The sequence below is a fragment of the Microbacterium sp. CnD16-F genome, from assembly GCF_024124465.1.
Taxonomy (GTDB): Bacteria; Actinomycetota; Actinomycetes; order Actinomycetales; family Microbacteriaceae; genus Microbacterium; species Microbacterium gawkjiense.
On record NZ_JAMXSA010000001.1, the window covers coordinates 99614 to 119292 of the forward strand.

Annotated in this window: 17 protein-coding genes and 1 tRNA gene; 7 read left to right on the plus strand and 11 right to left on the minus strand. The window is 71.1% G+C overall.

Annotation, left to right across the window (positions count from 1 at the left end):
• The first annotated feature begins 456 nt into the window (after window positions 1-456).
• The 4 genes from gndA to NH287_RS00515 are packed head-to-tail and all read left to right on the plus strand — an operon-like array spanning window position 457 to window position 4766.
• On the plus strand, window positions 457-2046 hold the full coding sequence (gndA, locus tag NH287_RS00500) for an NADP-dependent phosphogluconate dehydrogenase (RefSeq protein WP_253034024.1): 1590 nt from the start codon (window positions 457-459) through the stop codon (window positions 2044-2046).
• 59 nt (window positions 2047-2105) lie between these two features.
• On the plus strand, window positions 2106-2525 hold the full coding sequence (locus NH287_RS00505; protein WP_374209346.1) for a VanZ family protein: 420 nt from the start codon (window positions 2106-2108) through the stop codon (window positions 2523-2525).
• A 49-nt stretch (window positions 2526-2574) separates the two neighbouring features.
• A complete protein-coding gene (locus tag NH287_RS00510; protein ID WP_217530405.1) occupies window positions 2575-3300 on the plus strand; it encodes a response regulator transcription factor in 726 nt (241 codons plus the stop codon).
• Window positions 3297-4766: an ATP-binding protein gene (locus NH287_RS00515; RefSeq protein ID WP_253034025.1), complete on the plus strand. Its 1470-nt coding sequence runs from the start codon at window positions 3297-3299 to the stop codon at window positions 4764-4766. Before NH287_RS00510 ends, NH287_RS00515 begins: the two co-directional genes overlap by 4 nt.
• Here the strand turns inward: NH287_RS00515 and NH287_RS00520 are convergent.
• The 6 genes from NH287_RS00520 to NH287_RS00545 form a co-directional block, all read right to left on the minus strand.
• The gene (locus NH287_RS00520) at window positions 4760-6313 is read right to left on the minus strand and encodes a flavodoxin reductase (protein WP_253034026.1); all 1554 of its coding nucleotides are present in this window, start codon (window positions 6311-6313) and stop codon (window positions 4760-4762) included. The two genes, NH287_RS00515 and NH287_RS00520, sit on opposite strands and share 7 nt — an antisense overlap.
• Window positions 6310-7176, minus strand: a complete 867-nt coding sequence (locus NH287_RS00525) for an FAD:protein FMN transferase (RefSeq protein ID WP_253034027.1) — start codon at window positions 7174-7176, stop codon at window positions 6310-6312. The genes NH287_RS00520 and NH287_RS00525 overlap by 4 nt, the downstream gene beginning before the upstream one ends.
• A complete protein-coding gene (locus NH287_RS00530; protein WP_253034028.1) occupies window positions 7173-7628 on the minus strand; it encodes an FMN-binding protein in 456 nt (151 codons plus the stop codon). Before NH287_RS00530 ends, NH287_RS00525 begins: the two co-directional genes overlap by 4 nt.
• 128 nt (window positions 7629-7756) lie before the next feature.
• Window positions 7757-8794, minus strand: coding sequence for a ribose-phosphate diphosphokinase (locus tag NH287_RS00535; RefSeq protein WP_253034029.1), 1038 nt, complete (start codon window positions 8792-8794; stop codon window positions 7757-7759).
• Entirely contained in the window at window positions 8766-10241 is a 1476-nt protein-coding gene (glmU, locus tag NH287_RS00540) for a bifunctional UDP-N-acetylglucosamine diphosphorylase/glucosamine-1-phosphate N-acetyltransferase GlmU (RefSeq protein ID WP_253034030.1), read from the minus strand. Before glmU ends, NH287_RS00535 begins: the two co-directional genes overlap by 29 nt.
• A 1-nt stretch (window position 10242) precedes the next feature.
• Window positions 10243-10314 (minus strand) — tRNA-Gln (locus tag NH287_RS00545).
• Window positions 10315-10417: 103 nt separating this feature from the next.
• Between NH287_RS00545 and NH287_RS00550 the strand changes: the two genes are divergently transcribed.
• Complete coding sequence (locus NH287_RS00550; RefSeq protein ID WP_253034031.1) at window positions 10418-10915, plus strand: MarR family winged helix-turn-helix transcriptional regulator; 498 nt, start codon at window positions 10418-10420, stop codon at window positions 10913-10915.
• A 12-nt stretch (window positions 10916-10927) separates the two neighbouring features.
• Window positions 10928-11842: a pseudouridine synthase gene (locus tag NH287_RS00555; protein ID WP_253034051.1), complete on the plus strand. Its 915-nt coding sequence runs from the start codon at window positions 10928-10930 to the stop codon at window positions 11840-11842.
• Here NH287_RS00555 and NH287_RS00560 read toward each other — a convergent pair whose 3' ends face one another.
• The 4 genes from NH287_RS00560 to mgrA are packed head-to-tail and all read right to left on the minus strand — an operon-like array spanning window position 11843 to window position 17028.
• The gene (locus NH287_RS00560) at window positions 11843-13651 is read right to left on the minus strand and encodes an ABC-F family ATP-binding cassette domain-containing protein (RefSeq protein WP_253034032.1); all 1809 of its coding nucleotides are present in this window, start codon (window positions 13649-13651) and stop codon (window positions 11843-11845) included.
• A gap of 36 nt (window positions 13652-13687) precedes the next feature.
• Window positions 13688-14998 carry a GNAT family N-acetyltransferase gene (locus NH287_RS00565; RefSeq protein WP_253034033.1) on the minus strand — a complete coding sequence of 437 codons (1311 nt, stop codon included), beginning with the start codon at window positions 14996-14998 and terminating at the stop codon, window positions 13688-13690.
• 33 nt (window positions 14999-15031) lie between these two features.
• Complete coding sequence (locus tag NH287_RS00570) at window positions 15032-15958, minus strand: 4-(cytidine 5'-diphospho)-2-C-methyl-D-erythritol kinase (RefSeq protein ID WP_253034034.1); 927 nt, start codon at window positions 15956-15958, stop codon at window positions 15032-15034.
• A complete protein-coding gene (gene mgrA / locus NH287_RS00575; protein ID WP_253034035.1) occupies window positions 15955-17028 on the minus strand; it encodes an L-glyceraldehyde 3-phosphate reductase in 1074 nt (357 codons plus the stop codon). Before mgrA ends, NH287_RS00570 begins: the two co-directional genes overlap by 4 nt.
• Before the next feature lie 94 nt (window positions 17029-17122).
• Here mgrA and NH287_RS00580 point away from each other — a divergent pair, with 94 nt between their 5' ends.
• Window positions 17123-18691, plus strand: a complete 1569-nt coding sequence (locus NH287_RS00580) for a stealth conserved region 3 domain-containing protein (RefSeq protein ID WP_253034036.1) — start codon at window positions 17123-17125, stop codon at window positions 18689-18691.
• On the opposite strand, the gene NH287_RS00585 is transcribed toward NH287_RS00580, so the two are convergent.
• Window positions 18651-19565 (minus strand): phosphodiesterase, encoded by a 915-nt coding sequence (locus NH287_RS00585; protein ID WP_253034037.1) that lies wholly within the window; start codon window positions 19563-19565, stop codon window positions 18651-18653. The genes NH287_RS00580 and NH287_RS00585 overlap by 41 nt on opposite strands.
• Window positions 19566-19679: the final 114 nt, after the last annotated feature.

Consider the following 19679-nt stretch of genomic DNA (forward strand, 5'->3'; position numbering starts at 1 on the left):
CCAGTCAATCGGGGCCGGTACGGCCTCGTCTGCACCCGGGCCGATGCGGCCCAGACGTGGTCTGTGGTTCGACTCGAACGCATGCGCGTGAGGAAAGCCGCGAAGCCTGCTTCACCGCGTCGATCACGGATGCGCCGCATCCCTCGCCGAAGTTCGAGTCGAGTCTATCAGCGCGCCGGATACGATGGAATCTCAGCCCCTCACCCCCGAGACACGGAGGACCCATGGACTACGGATGGATGTCGCACGCACTGCTCTGGTTCGTCGGAGCTCTGAGCGCGGCCACCGCCGTCTGCGTCGTCGGCGCCTTCTTCTCGATGGGTCGCAGCTACAAGGACTGACCGCGTCACACGCGATCGCCCCTCTCGGTCCAGCGGATACAGTGACCGGAGGGGACCGCCGGTCACCGGCACCCACCCCATTCCGCTCACACCTCACGTAGACCTGGAGCCCCGTATGTCGTCGACCCCCTCTCCCACTGGCCCCTCGACGGATCAGGATCAGGCTCCGCACGAGGCGACGCAGCAGCACGAGGGGGCTCCGCAGCCCGAAGAGGTCGACCGTCCCACCCACCCCGAGTCGGCGTCGACCGGCTCTGCGCAGGGTCCGGCGAACATCGGTGTCGTCGGTCTCGCGGTGATGGGCTCGAACCTGGCCCGCAACCTCGCGTCGCGTGAGGGCAACACGGTCGCGGTGTTCAACCGGTCGCGGTCGAAGACCGACGAGCTGCTCGAGGCGCACCCCGAGGCCGAGTTCGTGCCCGCGTTCACCTACGAGGAGTTCGCCGCGTCGCTGCAGAAGCCGCGCACCGCGATCATCATGGTCAAGGCCGGCAAGCCGACGGATGCCGTCATCGACGAGCTCATGCGCGTACTCGAGCCCGGAGACATCATCATCGACGGCGGCAACAGCCTGTTCACCGACACGATCCGCCGCGAGAAGGCCGTCTCCGAGGCGGGCTACAACTTCGTCGGCATGGGTGTCTCCGGCGGCGAGGAGGGCGCCCTCAACGGTCCGTCCCTCATGCCCGGCGGCCCCGACGAGGCGTGGGTCACCCTCGGCCCCATCCTGAAGTCCATCGCCGCGGTCGCCGAGGGCGAGCCGTGCGTCACCCACATCGGCCACGACGGCGCCGGACACTTCGTCAAGATGGTGCACAACGGCATCGAGTACGCCGACATGCAGCTGATCGCCGAGGCGTACGACCTCATCCGCCGCGGCACCGGCAAGACACCCGCCGAGATCGCCGACATCTTCGCCGAGTGGAACACCGGCGAGCTCGAGTCCTACCTGATCGAGATCACCGCCGAGGTGCTCCGCCAGACGGATGCCGCCACCGGCAAGCCCCTCGTCGACGTCATCGTCGACCAGGCCGGCGCCAAGGGCACCGGAGCCTGGACCGTGCAGACCGCCCTCGACCTCGGCGTCCCCGTCTCCGGCATCGCCGAAGCCACCTTCGCCCGCTCGCTCTCCAGCCACCGCGAGCAGCGCGACGTGGCCGGCGGCCTGCCCGGCCCCTCCCCCGAGGACTTCACCGTCACCAACGCCGACGCGTTCATCGAGCAGGTGCGCCTGGCCCTCTACGCCTCGAAGATCGTCGCGTACAGCCAGGGCTTCGACGAGATCCGCGCCGGTGCCGCCCAGTACGGCTGGAACATCGACCTCGGCGCCGTCAGCAAGATCTGGCGCGGCGGCTGCATCATCCGCGCCCAGTTCCTCAACCGCATCGCCGACGCCTACGACGCCGAAGCGGACCTCCCCGTCCTCCTCACCGCCCCGTACTTCGTCGAAGCCCTCGGCCGCACGCAGGACGCCTGGCGCGAGGTCGTCCGCATCTCGGCATCCGCCGGCATCCCCGCCCCCGCCTTCAGCTCCTCCCTCGCCTACTACGACGGCCTGCGCGCCGACCGCCTGCCCGCCGCACTCATCCAGGGACAGCGCGACTTCTTCGGCGCCCACACCTACAAGCGCATCGACAAGGACGGCACCTTCCACACCCTCTGGTCCGGCGACCGCAGCGAAGTCGAAGCCGAGGACACCCACTGAGCCGCAGCGACACCGCGCTGCGTGTCCACCGGGCCGCCGCGCGCATCGTCCTCGCCGTCCTGACCGCCCTCTACGCATGGCTGGTCGGCTGGCTGACGCTGCGCGCGGCGCCGTATGGTTCCGACATCGCGTCGGGACTGAACCGGCTGCTGGAGTGGTTCGCCGAGCGTCCCTCGACGGCCTGGATCACGTTCGACCGCGTCGAGTTCGGCGCGAACGTCGCGATGTTCGTCCCCCTCGGGGTGATCGCGGTGCTGTGGTTCGGCGTGCGCGGCTGGTGGCTGGCGCCCATCCTGGGGGCGCTCGCCAGTGCGGCGATCGAGACCCTGCAGGCGCTCCTGCTCGACTCCCGCGTCGCCGACGTCCGTGACGTGATCGCCAACACGCTGGGCGCCGTCATCGGGATGTGCCTCATGCTGCTGCTCGCCTTCCTGCTGTCGCCGCCGCATCCGCGGCGGCAGCAGGAATATCGAGCATGACCGAAGCCGGGGCATAGCGCGGTCATAGGAAGGTCATGAGAATGGAGTCATGACCATGCCTGCCCCTGTACTCCAGCGCCCCGACGGCTCCCCCCTGCGCGTCCTCGTCGTCGACGACGAGCAGATGCTGACCGACCTGCTCTCGATGGCCCTACGGATGGAGGGCTGGGAGGTGCGTACCGCCGGTTCCGGCTTCGACGCCCTGACCGCCGCGCGGGAGTTCGCCCCCGATGCGATGGTGCTCGACATCATGATGCCCGACCTCGACGGGATGTCAGTGCTGCAGCGTCTGCGCCAGGGCGGCGACGACGTGCCGGTGCTCTTCCTCACCGCGAAGGACTCCGTCAGCGACCGTGTCGCCGGGCTCACCGCCGGTGGTGACGACTACGTGACGAAGCCGTTCAGCCTCGAGGAGGTCGTCGCGCGGCTGCGGGGGCTGATGCGCCGCGCCGGGGCATCCGCCGGCGCCGCCGACCCGATCCTGCGCGTCGGCGACCTCACGCTCAACGAGGACTCGCACGAGGTCTTCCGCGGCGACGACGAGATCGAGCTCACCGCGACCGAGTTCGAGCTGCTGCGCTACCTCATGCGCAACCAGCGCCGCGTGCTCTCGAAGGCGCAGATCCTCGACCGCGTCTGGAACTACGACTTCGGCGGCCGCTCGAGCGTCGTCGAGCTCTACATCTCCTACCTGCGCAAGAAGATCGACGCCGGCAAGGATCCGCTCATCCACACGGTCCGCGGCGTCGGCTACATGATCAAAGCGAGCCAGTGAGCACGACGTCCCGTCGTCGCCGTCGGCACCGCTGGAGCCTGCAGGCGCGGCTGATCACGGCGGTCGTGTCGTTCGTTTCGGTCATCCTCATCACCGTCGGACTCGGCACCGGTACGGTGCTCGAGTCGATCCTGCGTGAGAACCTCGACGCGAAGGTCACCGGGGTGCAGGACTCGATCGCACTCGACTACACCCACCGCGCCGACCAGATCCTCGAAGCGAGCCCCCGCCCGGAGCGGGGCACCCTGCTGGTCGTGAACAACCTCGCAGGCCCCACCGCCGCGTACATCGATGCGGAGGGCGGCGTCCGGACCCTCGACACCCGCGACATCCAGATCAGCGCCCCGGACGGCAACGACTGGGCCGACGCCACGGTTGCGGGTCTCGGGGACTACCGGCTGCGGATCGGCCCGTACTCCAGCATCTTCGGGCTGCCGACCTCGGAGGTCACGAGCGTCAGCGCCCGCATCGTCACCACCGTCGCCCTCCTCACCACCGGCGGCCTGCTCGTGCTCGCCGCGGTCATCGCGCTCCTGATCCGCAGCGCCCTCGCACCCCTGCGCTCCGTCGCATCGACCGCCTCTCGGGTCGCGGCGCAGCCCCTGGCGGAGGGTGCCGTCACGATCACCGAGCGCGTTCCCGACGAGGACACCGACACCCACACCGAAGTCGGTCAGGTGGGGCACGCCCTGAACACCCTGCTCGACCACGTGGAGACCTCCCTCGCCGCGCGCCAGCGCAACGAGGAGCGCATGCGCGCGTTCGTCGCGGATGCGAGCCACGAACTGCGCACTCCCCTCGCCTCGATCCGGGGGTATTCCGAGCTCTCGCTGCGCGGCATCCGTCACGCCGAAGCGAGCGGGAACACGGCCGCCGGTGTCGTCGCCGACACCACCCGGGAGTCGCTGGAACGCATCCAGGCGCAGTCGCTGCGCATGACGGCCCTCGTCGAGGATCTGCTGCTGCTCGCTCGCCTCGACGAGGGCACCGAGCTCGTCTACAGCGCCGTCGATCTCACCCGCCTCGCTGTGGAAGCCGTCTCGGACGCGCGGGTGGCCGGTACCGACCACGAGTGGGTGCTGGAGGTGCCCGACGAGCCCGTCATCGTCGCCGGCGACGCCGGACGGCTGCACCAGGTGGCGGCGAACCTGCTCGCCAACGCGCGGGTCCACACCCCCGCCGGCACCCGCGTGACGACGACCGTGGCGTCGGAGGACGGCGACGCGGTCCTGCGCATCCACGACGACGGGCCCGGCATCGACCCCACCGTCGTCGGCGACCTGTTCGAGCGGTTCTCTCGCGCCGACTCGTCCCGCGCGCGCCAGACCGGCGGCACGGGGCTCGGGCTCTCGATCGTCAAGGCGATCGTCGAGGGCCACGGCGGCCGTATCGCCGTGGCCTCCGATCCCGGCTCGACGACCTTCGAGGTGCGGATGCCCGCCCGCCCCGACTCCCCCGCTCAGTAACCGCTGAACGCGTCCGTCGTGATCGACTTCGCCCGCTCGAGGGCCGGGGTGAGGGTCGCGATCAGCGCCGGCGGGCCCGACACGTAGGCGTGACGGCGGTCGATGTCGGGAACCAGGCGCAACAGCCCGTCGGCGTCGAGACGCGAACCGCCCGCCCACGTCCAGCCCACCGGAAGGTCCGCGGGTTCGTCGCGCGTGACGACGATGACCGGGATGCCGGCGGCCTCGAGGTCGTCCCGGAACGCGAGTTCCTCGCTGGCCGAGGCGACGTAGACGAAGATGACGTCGCGTCGCTCCTGCGTGAGGCGCAGGTGACGCAGCTGGGACACGAACGGGGTCACGCCGATGCCCGCCGCCACCATCAGCACGGGCGCGTCGGCGCGGCGCGGCAGGACGAAGTCGCCCCAGATCCCCGTGATCGCGAGTTCGTCGCCGGGCTCGACCGTGGCGAGCGCCTTCTTGTAGCTGGACTGCGATCCTTCGCGCATCGCGATCTTCACGAGCGGCAGCTCGGCCGGGGACGAGAGGATGCTGAACTCGCGCCGGGTCCCTCGGGAGTCGGGGTGCGCGTGGGGAACCTCGAGCTCGAGGTACTGCCCCGGGGCGAAGCGGACCGGGCGCTCGGCGCGGAAGCTGTACTCGCGCACGCTCGGTGTGAGCGGGGTGCGTTCGACGATCGTCAGCCGCACGGCCGTACGCATCGCGAAGACGAAGGCGACGAGGTTCCCGACGAGGAGAGCGCGCTCCTGGCCGAGGGTGATCTCGCCGAGGGAGATCGGCCACCCGGCGAGCACACCGACGACGGCCGCCACGACGAACTGCTGCCAGCGGCGCGGCGGCAGGGTGAGCGGCTCCGAGAGCATGAACGCGCCGAGGAACAGGAACGGCGATGACAGGACGATCGCCGAGAACGTCATCCCCGGGTCGAGGGCGAACCCCGCCGACTGGGCCTGCACGATCGTGCGCACCAGCGCGACCGCGACCGCGACGACGAGGAACAGGCCGATGACCCGCACCTTCTCGGTGCGCACGAGCACGACCAGCCCGAGGAGCAGTACCGGCAGGGCGAGCAGCGGGTTGCCGACCCACCACGCCGCCGACCCGAGGTCGGGCGCCCAGATGCTGATGATCGTGAGGGCCGTCGCGCCGACCGCGGCCGGATTGAAGATGTGCCGACCCTGCCAGGCGAGCACGTACTTGGATGCCGAGGCGAGAGCGCCTGCGACGGCGACGCCGACGAGCGGCAGCGGCTCGAGGGTGGGGCGCAGGACGAACACGAGGATCAGCGCCGTGATGAGGGCGGATTCGATCCGCCACGGTCGGCGGACGATGCGCTGGGCGACGGCGTCGACGAGGGCGATCGAGAGGGCCAGCACGGCGAGCGTGACGACGAACTCCAGCGGGGCCACCGACACCCCGCCCGCGAGGGACACCGCCAGGGTGATCACGGCCAGCGCCGAGAGCGCGAAGAGCACGAGGCGGTACATGGACAACCTGCCGAGGACGCCGAACACGCGACTCCAGGCGGCACTGAGGGATGAGATCACGAGAACAACTCCGCTTCGCATCGGGGGGACCATTCGACGGAGCCGTCGGTGCGCATGCGCACCCAGGCGACTCCCCATTCTGCGGCCAGCCGGGGACCGCCGTCGAAGAACAACGCCGTCGCGACCGCATCCGCCGTCATGGCATCGGACGCCACCGCCCAGGTCGCGGCGTGGGCGCGCACCGGCTCACCGGTGCGCGCGTCGAGGACGTGATGCAGCCCGTCGCCCCACGCGCGGCGGTTGACCGCCGAGGCGCAGAGGGCGGCATCCGTCACCTGCCACACCCCGATCGCGCGGGACGTGTCGTAGGGGTGCTCCAGCGCGATCCGCTGGGTCGCGCCGCGGACCGCGATGTCGCCGCCCGCATCGACGACGGCGACGCCTTCGGGGATCCTGGCAATGACGAGGTCGACGAGGCGTCCCTTCCCGAGGGCACCCACGTCGAGGACGGCGGGCTCCGCCAGGCGGAGGACGGCGTCCGACCAGTCCACGATCGCCCGCCAGTCCTGCGGCGCAGCGACGGCGCCCCGGTCGACCAGGGAGTATTCGGCGTCGTACCCGCGGCGCGCGAGGCTCTCCCCGACGAGCGGGTTCACGGCGCCCGAGGTGGCGGAATCGAGCGCGTCGTAGGCGTCGAGCATCGGCCCGGCGTCGGCGGGCGCGGGGACCATGCCGCCGCTCTTTCCCAGCCGCCGCACGAGCGAGTCCACGCGGAAGCGGGACCACTCGCCGTCGAACACGGCGATGGCGTCCGTGATCTCCTCACGGACGCCATCATCCAGGGGGTCGGCGGTGTCGATCCGCCAGACGGTGCCGATCGCCTCGAACGTCCACGAGTGGACGAGCGGGCCGGCGGAGGTCATGATGCGGCTTCGGTCCGGATCTCGGCCACCGCCGCGTTGAAGCCGCCGCTGGTGAGGGACGAGCCGCCCACCCGGTCGACGGACAGGTCGTCGAGGTTCTTCCCGACGACCTCGTCCTTGATGCCGCCGATGAACTCGCTCTGGTACTGCTCGGTCTCGCGGGCCTGCGGGTCGCCGGTCACCTCGACGGCGGTGACCGTGTTCGACTCGAGCGTCAGCGTGACGCTGATCTTCTCGACGGTCTCGGGCGTCTGGTAGGTTCCCTCGGCCGTGTACGTGCCGTCGGTGTACGTCCCGGAGGACGAGCCCGCGTCGGCCGAGGCCGGCGGCTGCGAGGACGTCCCCTCATCGGTCGTCTGGCCGGCGCACCCGGCCAGCAGGGCGAGCCCTGCGACGGATGCGGCGGCGGCGCCGACGCGGATCGGTCGGGGTACGGCGGTGGTGCGGATCATGAGAGGTCCTCCTTCTGTCGTGCCCGCCCGGTCGAGGGCGCGGAGCGATGAACTCAGGAAAGCGGGCCCCGAGAGGGCGATCCTTGCAGGAGTCTATGGATCTCCTGCGAACTGAAGGGAGTCGTTCCTCAGGCGGCGCCGTCGAACATGCTCGTGACCGAACCGTCCTCGAAGACCTCGCGGATGGCGCGGGCCAGCAGCGGCGCGATCGGGAGGATCGTGAGGGCCGGGAAGCGCTTCTCGGGGGGCAGCGGTACGGTGTCGGTGACGACCACCTCATCGATCGAGGGGTCCTGCAGCCGCTCGGCGGCGGGGTCGCTGAAGATCGCGTGCGTCGCCGCGACGATGACACGCTCCGCCCCGTTGGCCTTGAGCGCCTGGGCCGCCTTGACGATCGTGCCGCCGGTGTCAATCATGTCGTCGACGAGCAGGCAGACCCGGCCCTCGACCTGACCGACGATCTCGTTGACCGTGACCTGGTTGGCGACGTTCGGGTCGCGCCGCTTGTGGATGATGGCGAGCGGTGCGCCCAGGCTATCGGACCAGGTGTCGGCGACGCGCACGCGGCCGGTGTCAGGCGAGACGACCGTGAGCTTGGCGCGGTCCTCGGCCGACAGCGTGTTCTGGAAGTACTCCAGCAGCACGGGCTTGGCGAACAGGTGGTCGACGGGACCGTCGAAGAAGCCCTGGATCTGCGCGGCGTGCAGGTCGACGCTCATGACGCGGTCGGCGCCGGCCGTCTTGAACAGGTCGGCGACGAGGCGGGCGCTGATCGGCTCACGCCCGCGACCCTTCTTGTCCTGACGGGAGTAGGGGAAGTACGGCGCGACGACGGTGATCCGCTTTGCGGATGCGCGCTTGGCGGCATCCAGCATGATGAGCGTCTCCATCAGCCACTCGTTGACCGGCGGCCCGAAGCTCTGGATCAGGAAGAAGTCGCAGCCGCGGATCGACACCTCGAAGCGCGTGAGGATCTCCCCCGAGGCGAACGTGCGGTGCTCGGTCGGCACGAGCTGGGTGCCGAGCGCTGTGGCGACCTCGGCGGAGAGCTCCTCGTGGGAGCGACCCGAGGCGACGACGAGCCGCTTCTTGGTCTTGGCCACCAGGCCCGGGGCGATCCCGCGCTCGGTATCGAGGTCAACCGTCTGCTGCTTCTTGCGACCCATCGCCAGCTTCCTGTGCGGACCGGGCGCGAGCGGCGGCTTCTGCCGCTCCCGTTCCCGGTCGATTGTTCTCGACCCACCCGGCGACGTTCCGCTGGGGGGCGATGCTGAGCGCGAGGGCGCCGGCCGGAACATCCTTGCGGATCACGGCTCCCGCACCCGTCTTCGCGCCTTCACCGATCCTAACGGGCGCGACGAACACGTTGTGCGAGCCGGCGTGCACCTCGTCGGCGATCTCGGTGCGGTGCTTCGTGAGGTCGTCGTAGTTGGCGGTGATGGCGCCCGCGCCGAGGTTGACGTTGCGGCCGATCGTCGTGTCGCCGACGTACGAGAGGTGCGGGACCTTGCTGCCCTCGCCGATCGTGGAGTTCTTCGTCTCGACGAACGTGCCGATCTTGCCGCGCTCCCCCAGCTCGGTGCCGGGCCGGACGTAAGCGAAGGGTCCCACGGTCGCCTCCGCGCCGATGACGGCGAGGGTCGCGTCGGTGCGGGTGACGGTCGCGCCGCGCCCGACCTCGCAGTCGACGAGGCTCGTGTCGGGGCCGACGGTCGCGCCCTCGGCGATGCTCGTCGCGCGCAGGATGTGGGTGTTGGGGAGGACGGTCACGTCGGGCGCGAGGGTCGCCGTGACGTCGATCCACGTCGTGGCGGGATCGAGGACGGTGACCCCCGCGAGCTGCCAGCGACGGACGGTCCGCGCGTTCAGCAGTCGGCCCACCTCGGACAGCTGCACGCGGTCATTCACGCCGTAGGTGACGGTCGGGTCCTTCGCGACGGATGCCGCGACCCGCCGCCCCGCGCGGCGCAGCAGCGCGACGGTGTCGGTGAGGTACTTCTCGTTCTGCGCGTTCGCCGTCCCCACCTGCGGCAGGTGCTCGCGGAGCGAGGCGGCGGCGAAGACGTACATCCCCGCGTTGACCTCGCTGACGGCTGCTTCATCGGGCGAGGCATCCTTCTGCTCGACGATGCGCGCCACGCTGCCGTCGCTCTCGCGGATGATGCGGCCGTACCCGGTGGGATCGTCGACGACGGCGGTCATGAGGGTCGCGTCGGCCTGCGCGGTGCGGTGCTCGGACACGAAGGCACCGAGGGTGTCGGCGTCGGCGAGGGGGCAGTCTCCGCTCAGCACCAGGACGTCGCCCTCGAAGCCGACGAGGGCGTCGAGGGCGATCTCGACGGCGCGGCCGGTGCCGGGGATCTCGTCCTGGTCGACCACGACGACCTCGGGAGCGACACCGAGGACGGCCGCCGCGACCTGGTCGCGCTCGTGACGGACGACCACGACGACGTGCGCCGGGGCGAGGTCGCGCGCGGTGTCCAGCACGTGTCCGACGAGCGGACGGCCGCTGATGCGGTGCAGCACCTTCGGGAGTGAGGACTTCATCCGCGTCCCCTGCCCGGCGGCGAGGATGACGACGGCGAGGCCGGAGTCCAACGAGTTCTCGGTCATGCTCCGCCGCCAGGACTCGAACCTAGACCTCACAGCTCCAAAGGCTGTCGTGCTGCCATTACACCACGGCGGACCGCGGCGCTCCGGGGTCCGGGGGCCGCCCGACAAGTCTGCCATGCGAGTGCGGGCGGCCGCCTCGGACACGGGCGCCGCAGCCGCTCTGCGATGATGAGGGGATGGCTCCCGAACACGACGAGGTCGACCGGATCGTGAGCGCCTGGATAGCGCAGCGACCCGATCTGGACTTCTCGCCGCTCGAGGTGCTCTCGCGGGTGGACCGGCTGTCGCGCCACCTCGACCGCGCCCGTCGCGAGGCCTTCCACCGCAGCGACCTGGAGCCGTGGGAGTGGGACGTGCTGTCGGCTCTCCGCCGCGCGGGCGAGCCGTACACCCTCAGCCCCAAGCAGTTGCTGCAGCAGACGCTCGTCTCGAGCGGCACGATGACCAACCGTATCGACCGGCTCGTCGACCGCCGCCTCGTCGTGCGCGCGGCCGACCCCGGTGACGGCCGCGGCGTGCTGGTCACCCTCACCGAGGAGGGCCGCAATCGGGTGGATGCTGCGATCACCCGCCTCGTCGACGCCGAGGCCGAACTCCTCGGCCAGCTCTCGCGCGCCGACCGGGACCGGCTCGCCGCGCTCCTGCGCAAGCTGAGCCTCGGATTCGACGTCTGATCCGCGATGGCGATGCGCGCACCCCTTCCCGTCCGTGACGGGGTCGGTCCCACGCGTCTGCGCGTGCCGCGGACCGGGCCCTGGGCGACCATCGCGGACTACGTGACGGGCCGGTTCGCGCACATCGACCCCGAGATCCTCCTCAGCCGCTTCGACCGGGGCGAGGTGGTCGCCTTCGACGGCACGCGGCTCACGCGGGAGACCCCGCTCGGTGCGGAGGACTTCATCTGGTACTACCGGGAGCCGCCCGACGAGCCCGACATCCCGTACGAGGTGACGGTGCGCCACCTCGACGACGATCTGCTCGTCGTGGACAAGCCGCACTTCCTCCCGACGACGCCCGGCGGCGGCTTCCTGCGCAATTCGGCGCTCGTCCGACTGCGACAGCGGTTCGATAACCCGGATCTGACGCCGATCCACCGCCTCGACCGTGCCACCGCCGGTCTCGTCATGTTCTCCGTGCGCCCCGCGACCCGCGGCGCTTACCAGACCCTGTTCGCCGACCGGGCCGTCGACAAGGTCTACGAGGCCGTCACCGCCGTCCCCGCCGGCGGGATGCCGGAGCTCCCCCTCGTCATCCGTTCGCACCTCACGAGCTCCCGCGGGAGCCTGCGGGCGATCGTGCGCGAGGACCGTGAGCCGAACGCCGAGACGCGCGTCGAGGCGATCCGGGTCACTGCCGACCGGGCGCACCTGCGGCTGCATCCCCGGACCGGGCGCATGCATCAGCTCCGGTCGCACCTCGCCGGGATCGGTCTCGGCATCCTCGGCGACCGGTTCTACCCCGACCTGCTCGACGAGGCACCCGACGACCCCGACCGCCCGCTGCAGCTGCTGGCACGCGAACTGCGCTTCGTCGACCCACTGTCGGGCCGTCCGCGCGAGTTCACGACCGGGCTCCGCCTGCGCGAGGCGCCGCCCGCCTGATCAGCCGAGCTGCTCGCTCAGCTCGAACCAGCGCTCCTCGGCCTCGGCGACCTCGGCCTCCATGGCGGTGATGCGCTGCATCTTCTCGCCGAGCCCGACGTAGTCGGCCTGGTCGTGATCGGCCAGCGCCGTGCGCGCCGCCGCGATCTGGTCGCTCAGCTTCGCGATACGTCGCTCGAGGCTCGCGGCCTCCTTCTCGGCCGCGCGTCGCTCGGCTCCGCTGAGAGCGGATGCCGGTGGTGCCGCGGCATCCGCCTGACGTCCCGCGGTGGGCGCCGCGCCCGTCGCCTGCGGCTGGGCGGCGCGCAGGCGCAGGTACTCCTCGATGCCGCCGGGCAGGTGCCGGAGTGTGCCGCCCATGACGGCGTACTGCTGATCGGTGACGCGCTCCATGAAGTAGCGGTCGTGCGAGACGACGATGAGGGTGCCGGCCCACGAGTCGAGGAGGTCTTCGATGGCGGCGAGCATGTCGGTGTCGAGGTCGTTCGTCGGCTCGTCGAGAATGAGGACGTTCGGCTGGTCGAGGAGGATCAGGAGGAGCTGGAGTCGGCGCTTCTGCCCGCCGGAGAGATCTCTGACCGGCGTGGAGAGCTGAGCCGACGAGAAGCCCATGCGCTCGAGCAGCTGACCCGGCGTGAGCTCCTGCGCCTTCGACCCGGCCCCGAACGTGTACGTCGTCCGCAGGCGCGAGACGACGACGCGGACGGGCTCGTCGAGATGCGGGTCGAGCTCGTCCATCCGCTGCGTGAGGGTGGCGACCTTGACCGTCTTGCCGTGCGTGACGCGTCCGGCGGTCGGCTGGACGGCACCGGAGACGAGCCCCAGGAGCGTCGACTTGCCGGCGCCGTTGACACCCAGGATGCCGGTGCGCTCCCCCGGCGCGATGCGCCACTCGACGTCGCGCAGGATCTCGCGGCCGTCGTAGCTGACCCCCGCGTCGAGCAGGTCCACGACGTCCTTGCCGAGCCGTGCGACGGCCAGCGATTGCAGCGAGACACGATCGCGGATCTCGGGGACGTCGGCGATGAGCTCGTTGGCGGCGTCGATGCGGAACTTCGGTTTGCTCGTGCGCGCGGGGGCACCCCGGCGCAGCCAGGCGAGCTCTTTGCGGGCGAGGTTCTGCCGGCGCGCCTCGACCGCGGCGGCCTGCCGGTCGCGCTCGACGCGCTGCAGGATGTAGGCCGCGTAGCCGCCGTCGAAGGGCTCGACGATGCGGTCGTGCACCTCCCACGTCTTCGTGCAGACCTCGTCGAGGAACCACCGGTCGTGGGTGACGACCATGAGCGCACCCGAGGCCGCCGACCACCGTCGCTTCAGGTGCTCGGCGAGCCAGGCGATGCCCTCGACGTCGAGATGGTTCGTGGGTTCGTCGAGCGCCAGGACGTCCCAGTCACCGGTGAGCAACTGCGCGAGGGCGACACGACGGCGCTGACCGCCCGAGAGCGTGCCGATGGCGGCATCCCAGTCGAGGTCCGAGAGGAGACCCGCGATGACGTCGCGCACCCGCGGGTCGCCGGCCCACTCGTGCTCGGGTCCGTCGCCGACCACCGCGCGACCCACGGTGAGGTCGTCGGGCAGCACGTCGGTCTGCTCGAGCACACCGATCGTCACCCCGCCGCGCACCGTCACGCGGCCGGAGTCCGGCTCGCGCCGCCCCGCCAGCATCGCCATGAGACTCGATTTGCCGTCGCCGTTGCGGCCGACGATGCCGATGCGGTCACCCTCGTCGACACCGAGCGAGACGCCGTCGAAGACGACCTTGGTCGGGTACTCCAGGTGCAGGGCCTCGGCCCCGAGAAGATGTGCCATCGCCTCCAGGCTACGCGGCGCGCGGTGGGTGCTTGCTCAGTACCAGAAGCTCAGTCGCGGCGTGGTGGTCGAGGCGAACACGCGGGCGAGGCGGTGCGGATCGTCCGTCTCGATGCGTCCCGCGCGCGCGAGCGTCACGGGCGAGACGCCGCCGAGCAGGATCGCCGACAGCTCTGCGATCCCCAGAGTCGCCCGCGGGATGCCGAGGGGCGCCTCGTCGACCACGTCGACGCCCGGCTCCGCCCCCGCCGACAGGACGAACGTGCCGTCGGCGATTCCGAGCGGATCGGTGACCTCGAGCGCCACCACGTCGTCGACGTCGTACCCGCGGGCCGCGAGCACCGTCGGGACGTCGAGGATGCGCAGGTAGTGGTGGTCCGCGATGGTGATGCGGGCGGCGCGCTGGTCGGCGATCATCCACCAGAGCGGCTCGTCGAGCGAAAGCTCGCTGGCTCGGACGGTACCGATGAGATCGAGCGAGAGGAGGAAGCGCCAGAGGCCCGCGTACGCGGCATCCGTCACCGCGAGGAGCTGATGGACGGTCGCGATCGAGGCGGACCAGTCGTCGTCGTTCTCGCTGACGGAGTACAGCGCGACACCCTCGACCTCGCCCTCCGGCGAGCGGTACTGCACGGCGCGGAGTCGCTCCGCCTTCTCGGCGTCGGGCCGCGTGCCGTATGTGCGGTCCCAGTGCCCGCCCGGCATCGCGATCTCGCCGGGCGAGGCGAACCGCGTGCGCTCGTGCAGCGCGGCGGCGGCATCCCTCGCCTGCTCGCGCGTGACGTAGTCGAGCCGGCCCGGTGCGACGGGACCGATCCACCCGGCGCGGCGCGTCCGGATCTCCCACGAGGTCGACGCCGCGGCGGGGGCGAACCCGAACCGGCCGTAGATGCCCGACTCGCTCACCGTCAGGCCCGCTATCGGCGCGCCCTGCACCACGGCGGTGCGCAGCTCCCCCGCCATGACCCGCGAGAGCAGACGCCGGCGGCGGTGCGTGGGCGCGACGGTGACGGCGCTGATTGCGCACATCGGGATGGCGGCACCGCCTGGCAGGGTGAGCTCGGCGATCCACGACGCGAACGTCGTGACCGGCTCGTCGGGCTGGACGGCGCCGGGGTCGTACACACCGATCTTGCGACGGTAGCGGCTGCGCGCGAACGCCTCGCCGCGCTGCAGGTCGTTGCGTTCGCCGTCGAGGAAGCCGCGGGCCACGGCATCCGTCCACCTGTCCGACGCGGCACGGTCGTCGTCGCCGACGCGGTCGATGCGGAGGCCGTCGGCCTCGATCGCCGCGCGGAGGGTCTCGTCGAGCGGAGCGGAGTGGAAGGCGTCGCCGAGGGAGGTCATGCGTCCCAGGCTACGGGGAGCCGCCGACGCGCGTCAGAGGATCCGCGTGCCGGCGACCGGTCCCGTGACCGCGTGGGAGGTGTGCCCCTGCTCGGCCAGGTGGGCCGCGATCCCGTCCGCGTGCGCGTCGTCGGACGCGAGGAACGCGACCGTCGGGCCCGAACCCGAGACCAGTCCGCCGAGGGCCCCGGCGGTCAGGCCCGCGTCGAGCACCTCGGCCAGTGCCGGGCGCAGGTGCACGGCGGCGAGCTGCAGGTCGTTGCGGATGACGGCCGCCAGGGCCGCGGCATCCCCCGACCGCAGGGCGCGCAGCACCGCGGGATCGACCTCCGGCATGAGGCGCCCGGGGCGGATGTCGGCCGTCTCGCGCAGCCGGTCGAGGGTGCCGTAGACCTCGGGGGTCGAGAGCCCGTCGCCGTCGGTGACGAGCACCCACGCGAAGCGGCCGCGGCCGAGCGCCGGGGCGAGCTCGTCGCCGCGCCCGGTGCCGACGGCGGTGCCGCCCAGCAGCGCGAAAGGCACGTCCGCGCCGAGTCGCGCGCCGAGCGCGTGGAGCTCGGCGGTCGACAGGCCGGCGTCGATCAGCTCGTTGACGGCGACGAGGGCGGCGGCGGCATCCGCCGACCCTCCGCCCATGCCGCCCGCCACCGGGACGCCCTTGTGGATCTGCAGACGGATGCCGCCCTCCCAGCCGACCGCCTCGGTCACGGCGCGCGCCGCGCGGAGCGCGAGGTTGCGCTCGTCGAGCGGGACGCCCGACACGTCGACGTCGCCGGTCACGGTGAGGTGGAAGCCGTCGCCATGCGAGGCCCAGAGGTCCTCGAACAGCGACACCGCCTGGTAGACCGATGCGACCTCGTGGTAGCCGTCGTCGCCGACGCCTCCCACGTCGAAGAAGAGGTTGAGCTTGCCCGGCGCGCGCACGTGCACGCGCCGGGCCGGGTCGATGCTCAGGTTCACGCGTTCGCCGAGTCGGCCCACAGGTCGACGTCGATCGCACCCGAGAGCGCGTCGATACGAGCGAGCTCGTCGTCGTCGAACGGGGCGCCCTCGGTCGCGGCGAGGTTCTGATCCAGCTGCTCGGGCCGCGAGGCTCCGATGAGCGCCGACGTCACGACATCGTCGCGGAGGATCCACTGGATCGCCATCTGCGCGAGCGTCTGGCCGCGCTGCTGAGCGATGTCGTTGAGCCCGCGCAAGGTGTCGAGCGCCTTCTGGTTGAGCTGCCCGTCGGGCAGCGAGAATCGGCTCTGCGCCCGGTCGGCCGTGCCGTCGCCGAGGTACTTGTCGGTCAGCAGGCCCTGCGCGAGCGGCGTGAACGCGATCGCGCCCATACCGGCGGCGCGCAGCGAGTCGGTCAGACCGTCCTCGACCCAACGGTTCAGGATCGAGTAGGAGGGCTGGTGGATGACCAGCGGCGTCCCGAGGTCCTTCGCGACGGCCACCGCCTCCTCGGTGCGCTCGGCGCTGTACGACGAGATCCCGACGTAGAGCGCCTTGCCCTGCCGGACGAGGGTGTCGAGGGCACCGATCGTCTCCTCGAGGGGAGTCACCGGGTCGGCGCGGTGCGAGTAGAAGATGTCGACGTAGTCGACGCCTATCCGCTTCAGCGACTGCTCGGCGCTCGCGATGAGGTACTTCCGCGAGCCGTTGTTGCCGTAGGGGCCCGGCCACATGTCGTATCCGGCCTTCGACGAGATGAGGATCTCGTCACGGTAGGGCGCGAAGTCCTCGCGCATCATGCGCCCGAAATTCGTCTCGGCGGACCCGAACGGCGGGCCGTAGTTGTTCGCCAGGTCGAAGTGGGTGACGCCCCGATCGAAGGCGTGGCGAAGCAGAGTACGCTGGTTGTCGAAGGGGATGTTGTCCCCGAAGTTCCACCACAGTCCCAGCGAGATCGCCGGCAGATACAGGCCGCTCGAGCCGACCTGGCGGAACGCCCCCGCATCGTAGCGGGAGGATGCCGCCTGATAGGGGCGGTGGGTGTCGCCGTTGCGCGACGGAGGGAAGCGGTCCGCGTAGTCGGTCATCCCCCCAGGCTATCGACGATGGGCACCCGAAACGTCGGTGAAACGACGGAGACCTAGTCTTGCCCGACCGGAGACGCACACAAAGGGAGAACATATGGCGCGACTGACTGCACTGCCGACCGAGGGTGGTTCCTGGACCGCTCTCCTCGAGCGCGAGGACATCGTCCTCATCGGAGGCATGCTGTACCTGCGCCATGACGACACCACCCCCGAGCAGGCCCGCATCGACGACCTGCTGCTGATCGCCGACACGCTGGCGGATGCCGGCATCCCGCACCTCCTCATCCGTCACTCGGGCTCGGTGCCGGGCCTCGTCGTCGACCTCGCCCACCGGGCTCGCGCCCTCGCCGCGCTCTCGGACCGTGCCGTCACCGAGCCGCTCTACGCGAAGGCGAAGGGGGGCACGCCGGTGCCGTTCGGCGAGCTGCGCCTGCGCGCCTCGGGTCCCGCCTCGGTGCGGGTGTTCCGACCGCGCGTCGCCGGCGAGCTGCGCTACGGCGCCGGCTACGGCGTGCGCGTCGAGTTCTGGCGCTTCGGCGAGGAGCTCGTCGAAGCGCCCCACGCGAACGACCTCACGCGTCGCGTGTTCGCCGCCGAGGACGTCGAACCAGCCACGGTGGAGCGCTACGGGCGCACGTGGCAGACCCTGGACGGGATGTTCGACCCGCACCCGGGCGACGTCACGCATGAGATCGACATGGTGTTCTCCTGGGTCGACGGGTCGTCGTCGGAGTTCCAGCGTCAGCGCGCCGCGCAGCTCTCCGAGTACGTCGTCGGCGACGGCGACGACGGTCCCGCCCGCTACCGCCACGTCGACGAGCTGCGCTACGCACTGCGGAGCGTCCACATGTACGCGCCCTGGGTGCGTCGCATCTTCATCGCGACCGACTCCCCCGCCCCGGCGTGGCTGCTCGACCACCCCAAGGTGACGATCGTCCGCAGCGAGGAGTTCTTCGAGGACCCCGCCGTGCTCCCGACGCACAACTCACACGCCGTCGAGGCGCAGCTGCATCGCATCGAAGGCCTGTCGGAGCACTTCCTCTACTCCAACGACGACATGTTCTTCGGGCGGCCGCTCTCCCCGGAGCTCTTCTTCTCCCCCGCCGGCGTCTCGTCGTTCGTCGAGTGCGACGTCCGCATCGGCACGGGACCGCGCCGCGTCGCCCGCAGCGGGCACGACAACGCGCTGCGCCTGAACCGCGAACTGCTGCAGGAGCGCTTCGGCCGCACGATCGTCCGCGACCTCGAGCACTGCGCCGCGCCCCTTCGCCGCTCTGTGATGTTCGAGCTCGAGCGGGAGTTTCCCGAGGAGATCCGGCGGACGGCGGCATCCCGCTTCCGTTCCGCGACCGACGTCTCGGTGACCAACTGCCTGTACCACTACTACGCGCAGTTCACCGGCCGGGCGATCGCCTCGACGGCGCCGCGGGTGCGGTACTTCCAGACCACGCAGGCGGCGTCGCTGCGGCGCATGGAGAAGCTCGCCGAGCGCGGCGACGTCGACATGTTCTGCCTCAACGACGGCGGCGACCACGAGGTGCCCGAGCCCGTCCGGGTGCGGGCCGTCACGGGGCTGCTCGAGCGCCTCTTCCCGATCCGTGCGCCGTGGGAGGACCCGGCCGTCAGTGCAACGCCGGCACGCCCGGTCGAGCTGCACGCGTGACCGACCCGCTGACACCGGCTTCCCGCAGGCGGCGCTGAGCCTCGTCCGGGTCGATGTACTCGAGCGGCGCGGAGGCGTCGATCGGGACCACCGAGTGGACGACGGTGTCGTCGTAGACGTGCACCATGTTGTACGCCTGGGCGCCGTCCTGCGGCCGCGTGCCGCCGACCGGGACCGTGAGGTCCTGCGCGTAGCACGTCGACGAGGCGACCGAGACGGGGATGCCGGCGAAGGTCGCGAACGTCGAGTAGTGCAGGTGGCCGGCGATGATCGCGCGCACGTCCGTGCCGCGCACGACCTCGACGAGGCGGCGCTGGTCGCGGAGCTCGACGCTCGCTGCGAGCGGCAGCACGCTCGGGACGGGCGGGTGGTGCATCGCCAGCACGGTGCCGAGCGGCGCCGGGGTGGCGAGGACATTCCGCAGCCAGCGCAGCTGGGCGGCGGAGAGCTCGCCGTGGTGGTGGCCGGGCACGCTCGTGTCGAGCGTCACGATGCGGAGGCCGTCGAGCTCGTCGACGCGGTCGTAGGGCGCCGTCGGGTCGGCAGGGGTGTCGTCGAGCAGTCGGGAACGGAACGCGCCCCGGTCGTCGTGGTTGCCCATGACCCAGAGCAGGCGGGCGCCCAAGCGCTCGGCGAAGGGCTCGACGAGCGCGCGGATCGCGTCGTACGCGGCGACCTCGCCGAGGTCGACGAGGTCGCCGGTGAAGACGACGGCGTCGGGGGCGATGCCGCTGGACTCGATGGCCCGGAGGGCGGCGGTGAGCGAGGCCTCGCCGTCGACACTGTCGAACAGGCGGGGGCCGGGACCGCGCAGGTGCGTGTCACTGAGGTGGAGCAGGATCCGTTCGGCGGCCGGATGCTCGGCGCGGCGCATGGTCACTTCTTCCGTCGGTGCGGAGGCTCGGGTACCCCCGCCTTGCTCCGAAATGTTACCGGCATGTTTCGGGAACGCGCGGTGAACGACGCGCGAAGACCTCGCGACCGGATG

Coding starts and splice junctions, on each gene's coding strand:
- gndA (WP_253034024.1), top strand. CDS start 457: ATGTCGTCGACCCCCTCTCCCACTGGCCCCTCGACGGATCAGGATCAG.
- NH287_RS00510 (WP_217530405.1), top strand. CDS start 2,575: ATGACCATGCCTGCCCCTGTACTCCAGCGCCCCGACGGCTCCCCCCTG.
- NH287_RS00525 (WP_253034027.1), bottom strand. CDS start 7,176: ATGACCTCCGCCGGCCCGCTCGTCCACTCGTGGACGTTCGAGGCGATC.
- NH287_RS00530 (WP_253034028.1), bottom strand. CDS start 7,628: ATGATCCGCACCACCGCCGTACCCCGACCGATCCGCGTCGGCGCCGCC.
- NH287_RS00535 (WP_253034029.1), bottom strand. CDS start 8,794: ATGGGTCGCAAGAAGCAGCAGACGGTTGACCTCGATACCGAGCGCGGG.
- glmU (WP_253034030.1), bottom strand. CDS start 10,241: ATGACCGAGAACTCGTTGGACTCCGGCCTCGCCGTCGTCATCCTCGCC.
- NH287_RS00550 (WP_253034031.1), top strand. CDS start 10,418: ATGGCTCCCGAACACGACGAGGTCGACCGGATCGTGAGCGCCTGGATA.
- NH287_RS00555 (WP_253034051.1), top strand. CDS start 10,928: ATGCGCGCACCCCTTCCCGTCCGTGACGGGGTCGGTCCCACGCGTCTG.
- NH287_RS00560 (WP_253034032.1), bottom strand. CDS start 13,651: ATGGCACATCTTCTCGGGGCCGAGGCCCTGCACCTGGAGTACCCGACC.
- NH287_RS00565 (WP_253034033.1), bottom strand. CDS start 14,998: ATGACCTCCCTCGGCGACGCCTTCCACTCCGCTCCGCTCGACGAGACC.
- mgrA (WP_253034035.1), bottom strand. CDS start 17,028: ATGACCGACTACGCGGACCGCTTCCCTCCGTCGCGCAACGGCGACACC.
- NH287_RS00580 (WP_253034036.1), top strand. CDS start 17,123: ATGGCGCGACTGACTGCACTGCCGACCGAGGGTGGTTCCTGGACCGCT.
- NH287_RS00585 (WP_253034037.1), bottom strand. CDS start 19,565: ATGCGCCGCGCCGAGCATCCGGCCGCCGAACGGATCCTGCTCCACCTC.